This window comes from Chitinophaga sp. 30R24, from assembly GCF_049056765.1.
Classification (GTDB): domain Bacteria; phylum Bacteroidota; class Bacteroidia; order Chitinophagales; family Chitinophagaceae; genus Chitinophaga.
The window spans coordinates 68,236-87,090 of the sequence record NZ_JBJGXX010000001.1; the positions used below are offsets into that span (position 1 = coordinate 68,236).

15 protein-coding genes are annotated in these 18,855 nt (G+C 43.1%); 12 read left to right on the forward strand and 3 right to left on the reverse strand.

Annotated features, from left to right (window positions below; translation table 11 throughout):
* Positions 1-11 precede the first annotated feature (11 nt).
* From murC to ftsZ, 4 genes are all read left to right on the forward strand, one after another.
* Positions 12-1,367 (forward strand): UDP-N-acetylmuramate--L-alanine ligase, encoded by a 1,356-nt coding sequence (murC, locus tag ACDQ55_RS00285; RefSeq protein WP_420978997.1) that lies wholly within the window; start codon positions 12-14, stop codon positions 1,365-1,367.
* 27 nt (positions 1,368-1,394) lie between these two features.
* On the forward strand, positions 1,395-2,483 hold the full coding sequence (locus ACDQ55_RS00290) for a cell division protein FtsQ/DivIB (protein ID WP_420978998.1): 1,089 nt from the start codon (positions 1,395-1,397) through the stop codon (positions 2,481-2,483).
* Positions 2,480-3,883 (forward strand): cell division protein FtsA, encoded by a 1,404-nt coding sequence (ftsA, locus tag ACDQ55_RS00295; RefSeq protein WP_420978999.1) that lies wholly within the window; start codon positions 2,480-2,482, stop codon positions 3,881-3,883. Before ACDQ55_RS00290 ends, ftsA begins: the two co-directional genes overlap by 4 nt.
* Before the next feature lie 170 nt (positions 3,884-4,053).
* Entirely contained in the window at positions 4,054-5,856 is a 1,803-nt protein-coding gene (gene ftsZ, locus ACDQ55_RS00300) for a cell division protein FtsZ (RefSeq protein ID WP_420979000.1), read from the forward strand.
* A gap of 158 nt (positions 5,857-6,014) precedes the next feature.
* Here ftsZ and ACDQ55_RS00305 read toward each other — a convergent pair whose 3' ends face one another.
* A complete protein-coding gene (locus tag ACDQ55_RS00305; RefSeq protein WP_420979001.1) occupies positions 6,015-7,970 on the reverse strand; it encodes a KUP/HAK/KT family potassium transporter in 1,956 nt (651 codons plus the stop codon).
* Between the two features lie 153 nt (positions 7,971-8,123).
* The gene (locus tag ACDQ55_RS00310; protein WP_420979002.1) at positions 8,124-9,668 is read right to left on the reverse strand and encodes an OmpA family protein; all 1,545 of its coding nucleotides are present in this window, start codon (positions 9,666-9,668) and stop codon (positions 8,124-8,126) included.
* Positions 9,669-9,982: 314 nt separating this feature from the next.
* On the opposite strand from ACDQ55_RS00310, the gene ACDQ55_RS00315 reads away from it, so the two are divergent.
* Entirely contained in the window at positions 9,983-10,948 is a 966-nt protein-coding gene (locus ACDQ55_RS00315) for a polyprenyl synthetase family protein (protein WP_420979003.1), read from the forward strand.
* Between the two features lie 63 nt (positions 10,949-11,011).
* Positions 11,012-12,718: a single-stranded-DNA-specific exonuclease RecJ gene (recJ, locus tag ACDQ55_RS00320; RefSeq protein WP_420979004.1), complete on the forward strand. Its 1,707-nt coding sequence runs from the start codon at positions 11,012-11,014 to the stop codon at positions 12,716-12,718.
* A gap of 216 nt (positions 12,719-12,934) precedes the next feature.
* Here recJ and htpG read toward each other — a convergent pair whose 3' ends face one another.
* Positions 12,935-14,761 carry a molecular chaperone HtpG gene (gene htpG / locus ACDQ55_RS00325; RefSeq protein WP_420979005.1) on the reverse strand — a complete coding sequence of 609 codons (1,827 nt, stop codon included), beginning with the start codon at positions 14,759-14,761 and terminating at the stop codon, positions 12,935-12,937.
* 550 nt (positions 14,762-15,311) lie between these two features.
* Between htpG and rpsF the strand changes: the two genes are divergently transcribed.
* The 6 genes from rpsF to ACDQ55_RS00355 all read left to right on the forward strand — a co-directional run bounded on the left by rpsF (position 15,312) and on the right by ACDQ55_RS00355 (position 18,848).
* A complete protein-coding gene (gene rpsF, locus ACDQ55_RS00330) occupies positions 15,312-15,662 on the forward strand; it encodes a 30S ribosomal protein S6 (protein WP_420979006.1) in 351 nt (116 codons plus the stop codon).
* Positions 15,663-15,666: 4 nt separating this feature from the next.
* Positions 15,667-15,939 (forward strand): 30S ribosomal protein S18, encoded by a 273-nt coding sequence (gene rpsR, locus ACDQ55_RS00335; RefSeq protein ID WP_079470050.1) that lies wholly within the window; start codon positions 15,667-15,669, stop codon positions 15,937-15,939.
* 6 nt (positions 15,940-15,945) lie between these two features.
* The gene (gene rplI / locus ACDQ55_RS00340) at positions 15,946-16,392 is read left to right on the forward strand and encodes a 50S ribosomal protein L9 (protein ID WP_106527275.1); all 447 of its coding nucleotides are present in this window, start codon (positions 15,946-15,948) and stop codon (positions 16,390-16,392) included.
* Positions 16,393-16,537: 145 nt separating this feature from the next.
* Positions 16,538-17,401 carry a hypothetical protein gene (locus ACDQ55_RS00345; RefSeq protein WP_420979007.1) on the forward strand — a complete coding sequence of 288 codons (864 nt, stop codon included), beginning with the start codon at positions 16,538-16,540 and terminating at the stop codon, positions 17,399-17,401.
* A 36-nt stretch (positions 17,402-17,437) separates the two neighbouring features.
* The gene (locus tag ACDQ55_RS00350; RefSeq protein ID WP_420979008.1) at positions 17,438-18,061 is read left to right on the forward strand and encodes a rhomboid family intramembrane serine protease; all 624 of its coding nucleotides are present in this window, start codon (positions 17,438-17,440) and stop codon (positions 18,059-18,061) included.
* A 61-nt stretch (positions 18,062-18,122) separates the two neighbouring features.
* Positions 18,123-18,848: a hypothetical protein gene (locus ACDQ55_RS00355; protein ID WP_420979009.1), complete on the forward strand. Its 726-nt coding sequence runs from the start codon at positions 18,123-18,125 to the stop codon at positions 18,846-18,848.
* Positions 18,849-18,855 lie beyond the last annotated feature (7 nt).

The following is an 18,855-nucleotide window of genomic DNA, read 5'->3' on the forward strand; positions in this document are numbered from 1 at the left end:
TAGAAGAAGATATGGATTTGAATAACATACATAGGGTTTATTTTATCGGAATAGGTGGTATCGGTATGAGCGCCATCGCCCGCTTTTTCAATGAAAAAGGCGTGCAGGTGAGCGGCTACGATCGCACCACTACAGCGCTTACCAAGCAGCTGGAAGCAGAAGGTATGCAAATCCATTATACAGATGATATTAACCTGGCAGATAAAGCGGCTAACCTGATCGTATACACGCCGGCGATACCTGCCACACATACAGAATTACAGTGGTTCCATGAGCATAGTTATGAAGTGGTAAAACGCAGCGATGTATTACAAGAAATTACCCGTTCTCTGTTTGCCATCACTGTTGCCGGCACCCACGGTAAAACTACCGTATCCACTATGATCGCCCATTTACTGACAGATAGCGGATATGGTTGCAATGCCTTCCTCGGTGGCATTAGTGTGAACTATAATAAAAATTTCTGGAGTAGCGAAAGAGGCGTGGCTGTAATTGAGGCAGATGAGTATGACCGCTCCTTCCTGAAATTAAGTCCGGATATCGCCGTATTAACTGCCATGGATGCAGACCACCTGGACATTTACGGCACTCCAATGGCAATGGAAGATGCTTTTATCCAGTATACCCACAATATTAAACCCAATGGCACGCTGATTGCTAAGTTTGGCCTGCACCGGAATAACGAGCTCAATGCAACAAACAAGTTGTTGTACAGTTTACAAAACGATGCTGCCAATGCTTATGCTGCCAACATCCGTTTGAATAACGGCGGATATGAGTTTGATGTAGTACAGCAAGACTGGATACTCAAAGACATTTCACTGCATATAGGCGGAATGCACAACGTAGAAAACGCAGTAGCAGCTATTACCGTAGCACAACTACTGGGTATCGACGGCAATAAGATAAAAACTGCCATGGCCGGATTCAAAGGAATTAAGCGCAGATTTGAATATGTGGTAAAGAACAACCAGCAAGTGTACATTGATGATTATGCACACCATCCGGAAGAATTGCGGGCCCTCATCAGTAGCGCTAAAGCATTGTTCCCTGGTAAAAAAAGTACGGTGGTTTTCCAACCGCATTTATTTACCCGTACCCGTGATCTGGCAGATGGTTTTGCTGAAAGTCTTTCCCTGGCAGACGAAGTGATACTGCTTCCTATCTATCCGGCACGTGAACTGCCTATAGCTGGTGTTAGCAGTGAAATGATCGCAGAAAAGGTAACCGTACCCGTAAAAGTAGTACCGAAAGAAACAGTTGTGGAATACCTCCGTACACAGGAGATACCACTACTCATTACTGCCGGTGCCGGAGATATAGATCAGTTAAAAGAACCGATTGCGGATCTCCTTAATAACAAATAATATAACGTTCATCTCAATATTCTGAATTTGTCAAAAACAAGCACCATATTAAAACAGCTCAGCATAGCAACGCTCTGGGGGATTGCCCTCACTGGCTTCGTTGTGCTGCTCGTGGCGGCTATTCAGGATAAAGATGCCGGCATCTGCAAAAATATACAAGTGAGGTTTGAAGGGAAGGATAACAACTTCTTCATCGAGTCGAAAGACATCAAATCCCTGATCACGAAAAACAAAACGCTGAACCCTGTTGGAAAGCGGATCAGTGAAATCGATATTGCGCAGTTGGAAACACTGGTAAACCAGGACCCTTGGGTAAAGAACGCAGAAATTTATTTTGATAACCGCCGTCAGCTGAACATCAAAATAATACAACGCGAGCCCATAGCCAGAGTGTTTACCTTTTCCGGCAACAGCTACTATCTGGACCCATCCGGAGAACATATACCCGTTTCCAGTAGATATGCTGCCAAAGTGCCTGTTTTCACCGGCTTCCCAACGGATGTTGAAAAGCTGCAAAAAGCAGATAGCCTGCTTACAGCACAAATAGTAGACATGGGCGCCTATATAGGTAGTGATCCTTTCTGGATGGCACAGGTAGAGCAACTGGTGATCACTCCCGATCGGAAATTTGAGTTCATCCCTCAGTTGGGCGACCAAGTGATTGCTTTTGGAGAAGGAATTGATATAGAAAAAAAATTTACCAAACTGCTGGCTTTTTACAAAGAAGGATTAAATAAAGTGGGCTGGAATAATTATTCACGTATCAACATCGCATTTGATAACGAGGTAGTGTGCACCCGCAAAGATGGCGTAATACCCCTGCAACCGGTGATCAAAACAGACAGCTTACAATTACCGGTGGCAGATGAACCTCCCATCGCTGAAAGTGAAGATAGCATTGCCGTGAGAACAGCGGAGATAACAACAACGCATACCCCCTCTGCTAAACCGGCAGAAAAACCGGCTCAGGCAGCCAAAGAAAAGTCCGTAGCGCATAAAGAGCAAAATGTGAAAAAAGAAAGAGCTGTCGATGCGCCGGCCAAACAACAACCTAAAGCAGTGTATAAGCCAGGGAATAAATCTGTTAACACATCAAAAAACAAAAAAACGCCATGAATCAGGAAGCTCCCATCATTGTAGGACTAGACATCGGTACTACGAAGATTGCTGCCATTGCAGGAAGGAAGAATGAATACGGGAAACTGGAAATCCTGGGATTCGGAAAAGCTACATCGTTTGGTGTGCAGCACGGTATGGTGCTGAACATTGATCAAACGATCAAAGCTATCAGGCAAGCACTCGAAAATTGTTACGCATCCAACCCTAACCTGGAAATAAATGAGGTATACGTTGGTATAGCCGGTCATCATATAAAAAGTTTGCAAACCCGCGGAGATATAGTACGCAATGACACTGATGCGGAAATATCTCAGAAAGATATTGACCAACTGATCAACGATCAGTACAAAACAGTTATTCCCGCAAGTGATCAGATTATTGATGTGATCCCTCAGCAATATATCGTGGATAGTTTGCAAAATATCACTTACCCCATTGGTATGTCGGGGGTAAAGGTGGGTGCTAACTTCCATATTATTACAGGCGACAAAAACGCCATCCGCAACATCAACCGCAGTGTGGAGAAATCCGGCCTGAAAATACGTGATCTCGTATTGCAGCCCCTGGCCTCTGCCGCAGCCGTAATGTGCGACATGGATTTTGAAGCCGGTGTAGCCATTGTTGATATTGGCGGCGGTACCACCGACCTTGCCGTGTTTTACGAAGGTATCCTCAAACATACCGCTGTAATTCCTTACGGCGGCGAAAACATCACCAACGATATTAAAAATGGTTTGGGAGTACTGAAAACCCAGGCAGAACAGATGAAAGTACAGTTCGGCTATGCACTGGCAGATGAAGCAAAAAGCAACGCCTATATTACTATTCCCGGCCTGAGAGGTCAGAGCCCCAAAGAAATCTCCGTAAAAAACCTGGCGCATATTATTCAAGCGCGCATGAGTGAAATACTCGACTTCGTAGTATATCATCTCAAACAGATCGGTATGGACAATAAAATGCTGAATGGCGGTATTATCCTCACCGGCGGCGGCTCTCAATTGAAACATCTGATACAGTTAACAGAATATACCACCGGCGCCAGCGCACGGATAGGTTTCCCCAACGAACACCTGGCTAGTGGCCACATAGATGAACTTACCAAACCTATGTATGCCACTTGCGTAGGCCTGATCCTGAAAGGTTACAACGATTTTGAAAACGACCGCAAAGCACTGGAAGAAAATTATGTGAAAATTAATACAAGCTATCTGGCAAAAGAACAGGCTGCCCAGGCGGTAACACCGTCAGAAGACTGGATCGAAGAAGCCACCCCCAGCTCCCAGGAAATTCAGGACAGAAAAGCAAGCGAGAGAAACGCGTCATTGAAGAACTTCTTAGACAAAATGAAAACAAAAATCATTGACATGTTTACAGAAGAAGAAGATGCAAAACTTTAAAAAGTAAATGACGCAATTGTTGCAAAAAGCAAACGTTAATAAATAAGAATTAAGCACGATAATTAATAATGAAAGGACCAATGAACCATAGTAACAGAAAAGCATATACGCACTTAATTCTTAATAGTTCATTATTCATTAATCGTACTAACCCATAAAAGTATAGAGTCATGATACATTTTGATCTTCCTAAGGAAAAATCTTCTATCATAAAAGTCATCGGTATAGGTGGTGGTGGAAGCAATGCGGTGAATCATATGTATAGCCAGCGCATCGAGGGGGTAAATTTCGTCATTTGCAATACCGATGCGCAAGCTATTGCTAATAGCCCTGTTCCTAATAAAATACAATTAGGCCCCCACCTAACACAAGGACTTGGAGCCGGTGCAAATCCCGAAATCGGTAAACAAGCGACGGAAGAATCCTTTGAAGAAATCAAAAAAATACTAGAGGTGAATACCAAAATGGCCTTCATTACTGCAGGCATGGGTGGCGGAACCGGTACCGGTGGCGCCCCTATCATTGCACGTATATGCAAGGAACTCGGTATTCTGACTGTAGGTATTGTTACAACCCCATTTTCTTACGAAGGTAAAAAGAGAATGCTGCAGGCTGATGAAGGCGTACAACGCCTGAAAGAGTATGTAGATACCCTCCTGATTATCTCTAACGATAAATTACGTCAGAAATTCGGTGACTTGAAATTCAAGGCCGCCTTCGAAAAAGCAGATAACGTACTGGCCACCGCAGCAAAATGTATTACAGACGTTATTAATTCTACTGGTCAGATCAACGTTGACTTTGCCGACGTTTGCACCGTTATGCGTAACGGTGGGGTGGCTATCCTTGGCGCTGCCTTAGCAGAAGGCGAAAACCGCGCACAAAGAGCTATTGAAGATGCACTGACCTCTCCATTACTGAATGATAACGATATCCACGGCGCTAAATGGATTCTTATTAATATCTCCTCTTCCGAAGGCGAATTTGAACACACCCTCGATGAAATGGATATTATCCAGGCGTACGTGCAAAGCCAGGCTGGTGAAGATTGCGACGTGATCCTCGGTGTGGGCTACGACCAATCCCTGGAGCGCCAACTGGGCGTTACGATTATCGCCACCGGTTTTGAACAAAAACCTATTACCCAGCAAAAGCTCACACCTTCCAACCAGGAGCGCCCTGAGCCAAAAATCGTTATGCAGCTGGGTAAAGATGGAGATGAAAAGAAAATGAGCGTACAACAGGCGCAAGGTACCCTGTTTCAGGAACCACAAGACCTAATGGCGCCCCGCCTGATGGAGCCGGTAGTTACACATCCCGATCCAGTGATGACCTATATACCGCCAACACCACAACAACAAGCTCCCGTTGCTCCTTCCAGACAGAATTATGTACTGAACGTACAACAGGTGCCTGCCACACCAATGCAGCAACCCGATCAGCAACAGATACAACAACAAATGCAGGCGCAGCAAATGCAACAGATGCACCCTTACCAACAGGTGCCTCCTATGCATACGCAGCAACCCAATGTAAATATCATACAACCACAGGTAGGTAATGCCGCTGGCGGATATTTAAACAGGCCCGCTCATATTTATGTGGAACCAGGAAGCGTACCTACACCCGAAATGAAAATGGTATATAAGGAAGAAGAAGGCGCCATTAATACACCGCCTACCCCTCCCGAAATACCTATGCAGCAGGCATACGAAGACCTCGAAGAACAAAAACGCAAACAAGCAGAAAGAGTGGCCAAACTGCGCAGCATCAGTTTCAATGTGAAAAACATGGATAACAATGCGGAGTTAGAAAACGTTCCCGCTTATCTGCGCCGGAATGTAAACCTGGATAACGGCGCCGGCTCTGCCGAGCACTTTTACTCCAATTACACGGTGAGTGACCAGGGACAAAATAATCACACGGAAATTAATACGATCAATACCTTTTTAGATGGGAAAAAGCCCGATTGACGAACACATTTGATTGTTTTTTAGTTGTGTTAAATAAAAATCCTCCGGTTCTCCGGAGGATTTTTATTTATAACTTTTACTGTGTTGTCGGGATTTAAAATTCAATAGTTTTGTACTATTATATGACAGGGGATTTCAGCCTAAATAATCAATAATAGCTAGTGGTGTACGATCCTTTTTAATTGTAAATTGGTTACCGGCGCTACTACCAAGGGATATTTCTCAATAGTTACGTAGCTGGAATCCAATCCAAAGCCTCTTTCTTCTGACAAACTGATTTTCTTGAGGAAGAAGTACATTTTCATGATCATCCGCTCATATAATGGCAGATCATTGTCGTGGGAAAGGAACTTTTCCATCACTATAAACTGGAAATCGCCCACTACATTGTTCTTGCTCAACGATTCATAACGGCTGGTAATGTTTACTTCCTTATTACGTACCATGTCTTCTACTACCATCCGGAACATGAGATTAATACGCTGTTCCACTTTAAAACCCAGCCGGAATTCCACGCGTATTACTTCATTAGGAATAATCGTTTGCACAGAATACTCACTCAGATAAGGTTCATCTACCACGTCTACGTGTACAAACCAGTAAATATCGGCCCGCTTGGGTTTTTTATTGAGGATGGAATAGATGATCTTATGCTCAATTTCCTTTGGATTATCGGCACTGCTCATATATACCAGGTGCGTAGCGTACTTAGGGATGGATGCATCATTACTTAGTTCCTGTATAATAGGCAGGTAATCTTCCAGCCGTACAAATTCCACGTAACGATTTTTGATTTTACGTGATTTAAACCACACCGTCATTACAAGGAAGAGCCCACCGGCTACAATTACGGTTACATAACCTCCATGGGAGAATTTCACCATATTTGCGAAAAAGAAAGAGAACTCTATCGTAAAATACACGGCTAGGTACAATAATATCCACCCGATCCAAACTCTTCTGGTATAAAGATAGAAAGCGAAAAGGCAGGAAGTCATGAGCATACAGATAGTAATAGACAAGCCATAAGCCGCTTCCATATTAGATGATTCCCGGAAGATGAGCACAATGGTTGTACAACCTATAAACAGCATGGTATTGATGCCTGGGATATATAGCTGGCCTCTCATTTCGGTAGGATAGTTCACCCTCATTTTAGGCCATAAATTAAGGCGCATGGCTTCAGCAATCAGGGTAAAAGAACCAGAAATCAGGGCCTGGCTGGCAATAATAGACGCCATTGTAGCAATGAGTACACCAAAGATGATAAACCATTCCGGCATAATAGTAAAGAACGGATTCTGGTCTTTCGGCAGAATTTGCCCTTTTTGTGTCAGCAACCAGGCGCCCTGCCCCAGATAATTCAAAATAAGGCAGGATTTCACAAAAATCCAGGAAACCCGGATATTACCCTTACCACAATGACCGAGGTCTGAATAAAGCGCCTCTGCCCCCGTAGTACACAAAAATACGGCCCCCAGGATCAGAAATCCGCGGGGATAGGTAGTTAACAGCTCAATGGCATAATGCGGGCTAAACGCCCTAAAAATGCTAAGATCGTCTGCGATATGAGACATACCGAGGATACCAAGCATGGAAAACCAGAGTACCATGATAGGGCCGAACATCCGGCCGATGGAAACGGTTCCAAATTGTTGCATTACAAAAAGACCCGTAATGATGGTCAGCACAATTTTTACGATTGTTATCTGACCGAGGTCTTTAAATACTTCGAGGGTTCTTAATCCTTCAATGGCGGAGGTAACAGTGATGGGGGGAGTTATAATTCCGTCGGCAAGGAGAGCAGCACCTCCAATCATACCAAAGATTACTGTCCATTTGGCATGACGTCTTACAAGTGCATAGAGTGAAAAGATACCACCTTCTCCCTTATTATCTGCCCGGAGCGTCAGGATTACATACTTTACGGTGGTTTGTAGGGTGAGGGTCCAGATAATACAGGAAATGCCGCCAATTACCAGCAGATCACTGATGGGATTACCTCCTACGATGGCCTTAAAAACATAAAGTGGAGATGTTCCAATGTCGCCGTAGATAATACCGAGCGCTACTACCAAACCGGCCAGGGATACCCTGTTAATGTTTATTCCCACGTAATAATTAATTAATTAAAAAAGCCTTCAAAAATAGGGGTAAATATTGATTCTACAACAATAATTTCTGGGAAAGAATTTCGGGCAAAAAAGAACCTCTTCCGAAAGTTCGGAAGAGGTTCTTCTATCATCTTAATGATGAGGATACTTATCTTAGTTAGCAGGAGCTAAATCAACAGTACCGGACTCACCAGGAGTATTTTGTTTGATGAAGCGACCGCGGTCGATACCTTGTCTGTCAGACAGGTAGTCGATAACTGCATCTACACGACGGCTGCTCAGATCAACACCACCTTTTTTACCTTTAGCACCTGCGTGACCGGTAACCAGTACGTTGCAGGATGGGTTAGATTTCAGGGTAGCTGCTACAGAAGCCAGGATAGCTTCTTGATCTTGACCAACTTTAGTAGCGGTGCCTTTGAATGATACGCTAGGCAGAACCAGGCTAGAGCATTCAGCGATTTTATTTTTGCAGCACTCAGGATCTGGGCATTTACCAACACCATCAGCGTCAACTGGCTGGCAGTAAGTTGGAGTGATCAGCTGTTTGTCTTTGTAATCAGGAACGCCATCACCATCAGTATCTTTAGCAACACCATGAGAATCAACTGGTGCACCTGCTGGAGTGTTAGGTTCGCGATCGAACTGGTCAGTTACGCCATCACCATCAGCATCAGGCAGAATTGGAGCTGGGAGTTTCATGTGACGTGGGCTGCTCAGCTCGCTGTAAGCATATTCCAGTGGGTTGATCCACCATAATGGCTGTACGCGTCTGGAAGCGTTACCCAGGTTGAAGTTCAGACGGATTGAAGTGTAAGAATAGAAATCCTTAGAAGATCCACCAGGACCAGGATAACCATCCAGGTAAGCATCGAAAGGCATAGTTACCTTTTCTTCAACGCCCAGGTTGAAATGCTTAGTAATTTTGAAAGCAATACCGGTACCCAGATCCAGTGCATGACGCAGGAGCTGGTTGTCGTCGTGACGGCCGAGAGCAATTCTGTTACCCTGAGAAGGAGCATTTGATTCATAATCCTTGTCTCTCAGATCCTTGATAGCTTTTCTGATATCGCTACGTTTAGCACCGAAATTGATACCGGAATAGTTATAACCATTACCGCTACCATCTACTGCATCAACATCAACGTCAGCAACTACGAAAGAGTAACCAGCTAGTACATACCAGTTAACTTGGGGTTCCGCTCTGTAGAACAGGATGTTGCTCAGGGAAGCAATCATATCCAAAGACAGTTGGTGGTTTTTAGATCTGTAGTTAGGCACGATCATTCCGCCATTCAGTGCTGCAGTTTTTGCCCATGGATTACCATTTGCAATAACGCTTGGCACTAATTTGTAGTCCTGGCCATAATCGAAAGATCCGGTGTACTCAGCTCTCAGGGAGAAGGTATGACCCAGTGCTTTTCTGAGGGAAACGCTACCAGCGAAACCAGGTTGAGGAGGAACAGTTCCATCGATCAGATGTAAACCACCGCTAAAACCCAGTTCCCACATATCCCTTGGTTTAGCCGGGAAATTTGACTGGTGGTTCAGGAAGTTATTTTGTTGTACCATACGGCCTTTAGACACCTTGGTAGAATCCAGAGCATCATAGCCGGTTGGTTGAACCTGTGCAAAACTAGTAGATGCTGAAAGTAAACCCACAGCGCCTGCCAGTAATAAGTACTTTTTGCTTGCCATAATTGTTTTTTTTATTAAAAACTGTTAAAAATTTACTAATAACCCGTTTTTTACCTAGCAAAGGTAAATATCATAAATGAATATACAAATTTTTCTTGCAATATTATTTTCATTGATAAGTCCTTCAATATTAGAGCATAAATGAAACAATTTATATACCTTAATTCTTGTTAAGTTAAGGATATGCATATCTCGTGTTAAAGGAATCTTTAGTTCTTGTTAAGAGAATGTTATACTCCTAATACAAATTAAAGGCCAAAATGTTAAAATGTGATTTATAAAACCTAGCTTAGCAATCCTTTTTTATTTAATAGATGAACGAGATTAAACACCTGATAGGTAAAGAATTACAGGATTTTGAAAGTAAATTTGCAGATTCAGTAAAAAGTCATGTGCCATTATTGGACCGGATCATGCATTATATTGTGAAACGCAAGGGAAAACAGATCAGGCCCATGTTTGTTTTACTGTCCGCAAAACTTTTCAGTGACAATATCCAGGAAAGCACCTACCGTGCCGCGGCATTGGTAGAACTACTTCATACGGCCACCTTAGTGCACGATGACGTGGTAGACGATGCCAATGAACGCAGGGGATTATTTTCCATCAACGCTTTATGGAAAAACAAAATTGCAGTGTTAGTAGGAGATTACCTGCTGTCCAAAGGCCTACTGCTATCGCTTAACAATAATGATTTCCGGACTTTACAGATATTATCTGAGGCAGTGAAAGAAATGAGTGAAGGAGAACTGTTACAGATCGAAAAAACCCGTAAGCTGAATATCAAAGAAGATATCTACTTCGAGATTATTCGACGCAAAACAGCCTCATTACTGGCTTCCGCATGCGCTGCCGGGGCATGGAGCAGCAGCAACGACGAACATACTACCGAGCAAATGCGCCTCTTCGGTGAAAAAGTAGGCGTGGCCTTCCAGATTAAAGACGACCTGTTCGATTACGGTTCTGCCAAGATCGGAAAACCAACCGGTATTGATATCAGAGAGAAAAAAATGACACTCCCCCTGATATATACCCTTGAACATGCCTCCCCGGAAACACGGAGAAAAATTATTAACATAGTCAAAAACCACAATACCGAAAAAGACCGGGTAGAAGAAGTAATCCAACTGGTAAAAGCCTCCGGAGGCATTGATTATACCCGGCAAAAAATGTTCGAATACCGGGATGAAGCCCTTGCCATACTCTATACATTCCCGGAAAATGCCATTAGAAATGGGCTCGAATCTTTGGTAAGATTTACAACAGACAGAACATTTTAGTAAGACTAAAAAATAATGTAATATGCAGGAAAGGCGAAGAACAGAAGCCTTCAATATAAAATAATGCAAAAACGCTGGACAGTAAAGGCATATCAACCAAATCAAGAACAGTTCCTACACGCATCATTGCGCATACATCCGCTATTGTGCCGGTTACTGGTGCAACGAAATGTAACTAATTATGAGGCTGCCCGGCAATTTTTCCGCCCTTCATTGGACGACCTCCATGATCCGTGGAAAATGAAAGACATGGATAAAGCCATTTCCCGCATAGAAACGGCCTTTTTTCAACATGAAAAAATACTGATCTATGGAGATTATGACGTAGATGGCACTACAGCAGTAGCCACTGTGTACGCTTTTCTACAAAAACGCTATAGCAATATTGAATTTTATATTCCACATCGCTACAGGGAAGGATATGGCATCTCCCTACAAGGCATCGAATACGCAAAGGAAAACGATTTTAGCCTTGTTATAGCCTTGGATTGCGGCATCAAATCCGTAGAACACATCAGCGCCGCCAAAGCAATGGGGATCGATTTCATTATATGCGACCACCACCTGCCCGACGCCATATTGCCACCTGCTGTCGCTATTCTGAACCCTAAACAAAAAGACTGCCCCTATCCATTTAAAGAGTTGAGCGGGTGCGGTATTGGCTATAAACTGATTTGTGCCTTCGCACAAAAAAGAGGACTTCCTATTTCGGAAGCCAACAAGTACCTCGATCTCGTTGCAACCAGTATTGCGGCAGACATAGTACCCATGACCGGCGAAAACAGGATACTGGCCTTTCACGGGCTGATCAAAGTAAATGAAGATCCACTACCCGGCATTAAGGCCCTCATCCAACTTAGCGCACTCCGAGAAAAACTCACTATCGCCAACCTGGTATTTGTAATTGCGCCACGCGTAAATGCGGCCGGCAGAATGGACGATGCCAGGAAAGCAGTAAACCTTTTTATTGAAAACGAGGAGGAAAAAGCCGCCGCTATTGCTGCAATATTGCACGCAGATAATTTCGATCGCAAAGAAGTAGATAATACCATTACCCAGGAAGCTATTTCACTATTGCAAAGTGATGCAGATATTGCCACCCGGAAATCAACGGTACTATATCAGGCCCACTGGCACAAGGGAGTAGTAGGCATTGTAGCTTCCAGACTAATCGACAAATATTATTACCGCCCTACTATCATCCTCACCCAGTCGAACGATAAAGTAGCCGGCTCTGCACGTTCTGTAATGGGTTTCAATGTGTATGAAGCCATTCACGAATGCAAGGATCTGCTGGAAAACTACGGCGGCCATTTTTATGCAGCCGGTATGACCCTAAAAACAGAAAACGTAAAAGCCTTTCAGGAACGCTTTGAAGCCGTAGTAGCCAGAACTATACGTCCGGATCAACTCGTACCTGAAATAGTAATCGATTCAGAAATACGGCTCTCTGATATTACCTCCTCCTTTTATAATATCCTCAAGCAATTTGAGCCACTCGGACCAGAAAATCTACGTCCCGTATTCCTGGCCAGGAACCTGGTAGACAATGGCTATTCCAGAGTGGTAAAAGATGAGCATATCAAATTCTCGGTAAAGCAAGGTAAATACGGCCCTGTTATGTCAGGTATCGGCTTTTATATGGCGGAAAAATTTGCATTGATCGCCGATAAAAAATATTTTGATCTGGTTTTTACCCTGGATGAAAATGACTGGAACGGACAAACATTCCTGCAATTAAAAGTAATCGATATCCGGCCAGCTTACTGATATCTTTCTCCCGGATCATCATCTCACCTATTATGCTGTTTTAATGACAGATACTTTTAAAACATCCCGGATACTTAATGCCTGCAGGATGCCGGATAAAAAAGGCCGTCTCCATTGCAAGCAAGGGAAACGGCCTCAGATTTTAATTTTTTCTCCTTTATTATGGCCTGTTGCTACAAGCTCAAATCAGGAATGAAAATATTTTACGCCGTTAGCTTATTTTTTTTCGCCCATGAGCTCCACACTTCTGTTAACGAAGGCAGTCAAATCTGCGCCAGTCAAGAGATTCTGGGATAACAACGCCAAGTCTGCCAGATTCTTTATCTGTTTTTCCTGTAGTTCGTTATTACTTTCTTTCAGAATACTGGTATATACCGGGTGGTTAGCGTTAATGGTCATATTGATTTCATCCGGCATGTTGGCGTACCAGTTCATACCTCCGCCCATAGCCGCCATATCTTTCATACGGCGCATAAATTCCGGACGGGTTACGATCACCGGTTGTGCTGCTACGTTCAGACCTTTCATTTCCACCTTAATATTGGGCTGTGTTACCTGCTTACCAAATAATTCCTTCAATGTACCTTCCTGTTCTTCCGATAATACTGTCGTATTATTTTCATCCTTATCAATCAGGTTATCGGCAATATCTGCATCTACCCTGGTAAACACTACGTTTTCCCATTTCATTTCCACATTGTTGATAAATGCGGCATCTACCAGCGTTTCCATCTTCACCACCTTAAAGCCTTTATTTTTGGCTGCCTGCACATAGCTGTCTTGTTGTACCGGATTTGTGGCGTAAAGGATCACCAATTTTCCTTCTTTGTTGGTTTGCAGGGCAGCTGTTTCAGTACGGTATTCTTCCTGTGTATAGAATTTACCACCTACTACATCCTCCATCATCAGGAATTTATTGGCTTTTTCCATGAACTTGTCGTCGGTCATCATACCATACTTCACAAACAAGCCAATAGAATCCCATTTTTCTTCGAAAGAGGAACGGTCGTTACGGAATATTTCGTCCAATTTGTCCGCTACTTTTTTCGTGATATGCGCATTGATCTTTTTCACATTCGGATCTCCCTGCAGGTAACTGCGGCTTACGTTCAGCGGAATATCCGGGCTATCGATCACACCGTGCAACAGCATGAGGAATTCAGGTACAATATCTTTTACTTCATCAGTAACGTATACCTGGTTGGAATACAGATTGATCTTGTCTTTCTGCAATTCGTAGCTCTTGTTGATCTTAGGGAAATAGAGAATACCAGTCAGGTTGAAAGGATAATCTACATTCAGGTGAATCCAGAATAAAGGCGCTTCTGCAAATGGGTATAACTCTTTATAAAAATTCTGGTAATCTTCTGTTGTCAGTTCACTGGGCTTTTTAGTCCAAGCAGGGTTGGTATTATTGATCTGTTTTCCTTCAAAAGTAACAGGTACAGGCAGGAATTTACAGAATTTTTCGAGGATAGTGTGAATACGGCCTTCTTCCAGGAATTCTTCACTTTCTTCGTTGATGTGCATTACGATTTCAGTACCCCGGTCTGTCTTGTTGGTGTCTTCGAGTTCATATTCAGGGCTACCATCGCACTCCCACCTAACAGCAGGTGCTTCTTCTTTCCAGGATTTGGTAAAGATTTCCACTTTACTGCTCACCATAAAGGAAGAATAAAATCCAAGTCCAAAGTGACCAATAATATTAGTGCCGTTCTCTTGTCCCTTATATTTTTTCAGGAACTCTTCGGCGCCGGAAAAGGCTACCTGGTTAATATATTTATCCACCTCTTCAGCAGTCATACCTACTCCGTGATCTGCGATAGTGATCGTTTTTTTCTCTTTGTCAACCCGTACATCAATAGCAAGATCGCCGAGGTCTCCTTTAAACTCACCTACGCTGGCCAATGTTTTCAATTTCTGGGTGGCATCCACCGCATTACTTACCAGTTCGCGGATGAAAATTTCATGGTCTGAATACAGGAATTTTTTGATAATCGGAAATATGTTCTCCGTTTGAACACGTATTGCACCTTTTTGCATTGGTTATCTGGTTTTTGGAGTATATTTTTCAAAGTGTATGCCAGCGCAGAGGTAGCTGACAAGATGTCAAAAAAACGAAGGGATATATCATGCTATACCTATATATAAAGATCAGTGGCGGGAAATTTTTTTTAATAGTGTATATTTGACCGTCCATGAATGAGCACGCCAGGTATTGTAAGCATACAATAAATTGATTTACAATATTTATATGCGGTTAATGTTATGCTGGATACGGGAATGATCCAATATTCGATATCATGCCAGCTGCCATTATCCATTATGTCCAGGGAATACACTGGAATGAGTAGGCACTGGTTAGCAAAATGCTCGTTAACCACTGATCTTTTTGAAAAAACCATGCAAACGAGACGCCGCCCTGCAACCACGGGGCGGCTTTTTATATATCATTGGTACACAATAACATATACATAGCACGATATAAAAGACAAGATATTTAAGGATTTAGTGGATAAAGGCGCGGAAATAACGAATTGTTCTGTATCTTTGCGGTCCTAATTTTTTATTTAAAACACTAAAACAGGGAATTATGAACTACGAATTGATGGTGATCTTTACCCCTGTGCTTTCTGAGGACGACTACAAAGCCGCCCAAAAGAAATTCGCTGATATCATTAAAGATAATGGCGGAGTGATTGAGCACGAAAATCCCTGGGGATTAAGATCACTGGCGTATCCTATCCGGAAAAAAACTACAGGAATGTATGTTGTTCTGGAATACAGTGCGCCATCCGACCTCAATGAGAAGCTGAAAATCCAGCTGAATCGCGATGAAAATGTATTACGCCACATGACCACTGCACTGGATAAGCACGCCGTTGCTTACAACAATCGCAAGAGACATGGTGTAAATGCTGAATCTAAAACCACTGAAGCTTAAAATTATGGCAGTTAAACCGAAACAAGAAATCAAATACTTAACGGCCGTAAAAACCGAGAAACGTCAGAAAAAATATTGCCGTTTCAAGAAGTTGGGCATCAAGTATGTAGATTACAAAGACGCGGAGTTTTTGAAGAAATTTTTGAACGATCAAGGCAAGATGTTGCCACGTCGTATTACGGGTAACTCCCTGAAATTTCAGCGTAAAGTAGCCCAGGCTATTAAGAAAGCTCGTCAAATGGCTTTATTGCCTTATGTTACTGACCTTTTAAAGTAAGAAGTTATGCAAATTATCTTAATACAAGACGTAGATAACCTGGGTCAGAAGAATGAACTGGTTAACGTAAAGAATGGTTACGCCAGGAACTTCCTGATTCCCCAGAAATTTGCGGTAGAGGCAAGCCCTTCTAACATGAAGCAACTGCAGGAACGCCTGAAAGTGCAGAAAGTGAAAGAAGAGAAACTGCTGGCTGAAATTGCGAAAGTAGTAGAAGTACTGAAAGCTTCTCCTGTAAAAATTGGCGCTAAAACCGGTACTTCCGGTAAAATATTCGGTAGCGTAACCGGCGTTCAGATTGCCCGTGCAATTAAAGAACAAAAAGGTTATGAAATCGACCGTCGCCGCATCCACATCCTGGATGATGTGAAAGAACTGGGTACCTACAAAGCCCGCCTCGATTTTGGTAAAGGCAACGAAACTGAACTGGAATTCGAAGTAGTAGCTGAGTAATAATATTCCAACAATGTTGGAAACAATATAATTTTCCCGGGCTGGTGATACCAGTCCGGGATTTTTTTGTGGCAATTTGAAATATTGGCCATCAACAAAAAACTCAAAACTTATTAGTATTTTCATTTCCTATTCCCCCCTGAATATGAGAAATGTTATTTACTGCCTATTGATCACAATCTCTGTGGCTGCCTGCAGCACCAACCGGCATCAAATCAATCCTCCCCGTCTTACCACTATCGCCATTAAAGGCGACAGCATTCCCCAGTACACCTTCACCTACGATACAAAAGGGAACCTCGTAGAACTGGTGCATCATGAAAAGGAGAACAGCGCCAATGTATACACTTTCCTTTATGATAGCTCCCGCCATATCACCAGTATGGTATTGTCTGACCGCAACCATCATTCCAATAAAATCCGGCAACGCGCCCGGGTAACCTCCTGGGATAAAAATGGGAACATTACCGCTATCCAATATTTTGATGCACAGGAACACCTGCTGCGCAGCGCCACCATCCGCTGGAACAACGGATTACCTACCGCCTTCAAATTTTCTGATTCTACCCAGGCTGTTAGTTGGAATGAGGATAAAAACAATCCGGAACGGAAAGATATCAACATCAACACGGCCAACGATATACAGGTTACCTTACGGACCACCAGCTTTGAGTGGGACGACTCTATTAATCCGCTACACCCGCTCATCAACCAACTGTTGATCAGCCAGGCCGTATCACCGGCAGCATACCTTACACCGGTAGGCAACCTCGCTGATACCCTCCTGCATTTAAGCACCCATAATCCCTATCTCATCAAAATCGTTGAAAAGGAGAAAGTCCTTTGCCAACAACATTTACAGGAATACGAACGTTCTACTACCATGCAGTACAGCTACTCCTTTAATGGCAGCAATTATCCGGTTGGCGCATGGGTACACCTGCATAACGAAGGGTTCACCAAACTGGAAACGGATACACAATTCGCATTGGAATATCATTACGAATAAAAACATAATTGGTGATTTTTCATTAACTTTTGGAAGATGAAAATCACGGTTAGACTTAAAGCAATGCCGGTAACCTTGGTACTGATAGGCATGAATGTACTTGCGTTCGGATATACTGTGCTAACCGGTATGGATATGTGGTGGGGAAATGCCATACAATTATTGCATGCCGGCGCCAATTACTGGCCACTCACCATCGAACATCAGCAGTACTGGCGATTATTGAGCAGCATGTTCCTTCATGCAGGATTTTGGCATCTTTTCACGAATATGCTGGGCTTATTTATTGGCGGCATCTTCCTGGAACCGGTATTACGCAGTTGCAAGTATGGAATAGCCTATATTGTTACCGGCCTTATATCCGACTATATCAGCATCTGCTACCATCAACATGCTATTGGAGTAGGCGCTTCCGGCGCTATTTTCGGCATTTACGGGGTATTTCTGGCCTTACTCACCACTACCCGGCTCCGGCTATTTCCCGGGGAAGTAAGAAACGCTTTCCTGGCTTATGTAGGCTTGTTTATCGCCTTAAACGTGATAACCGCCGCTTTTACAAAAGGAGTAGATAATGTAGCCCACCTGGTTGGTTTTTTAAGCGGTGTATTGATCGGCTATATTTACTTTTTTTCCTTAAAAAAACAGCTAAAGAAAGAATAAGCAGCTGATTACCTCCCAAAATTCTAATTACTTACATTTGTATACTTAAACGCTACAAAAGATGATGAATAAGTTATGGTTCCTGCTATGCGCCAGCATCGTACTGGTATTGGGCTGCAAAAATAAGGCAACAGACCATAAAGCAATAGCCACCAACGATTCCACCCCTCCTGCTATTAATAGCATCCCCGACGATACGGTGCAATTGGGCGATAAAACCTTCTTTGTATACTTTATTGAAAAAGCCGATTTTGATAAATTTCCCCTGCCACCGGTAGATTCCAGTGAAGCTGACGTATTGGCGAAAGATAGCCTGGTAAAAAGAGAAGGCAATAAATTGGTGATACAGCTGCAAAACGGGAAACAGCGTATTATGACCAATAACAACAGCGATGGCGATGACTACATTGGTTATACCTACGCCGCCAATTATCCCGCTATTAAAAGAAAAGGATTCTTTGTTGCCTACTACGAAGGCAATGGTTATGAACTGATAAACGCCCTGGATGGTGATTCCATGATGACTTGGTCGGCGCCCTCCATTTCACCTGATAAAAAATACATGGTTACCGCCTCTATGGACCTGGTAGCTGCTTTTGACCCTAATGGCTTCCAGCTTTTTTCTATCAACAATAATGAAATCAAACAAATAGGAGAAGCGAACCTGGACGATTGGGGACCCGGTATGGTACAATGGATCAATAACAAAACCATACTGTCTGAATATATTACCATCAACGACGACGGTAACACACAAATACGCTATGTAAAAATGGTGATGCAATAAAGACTAT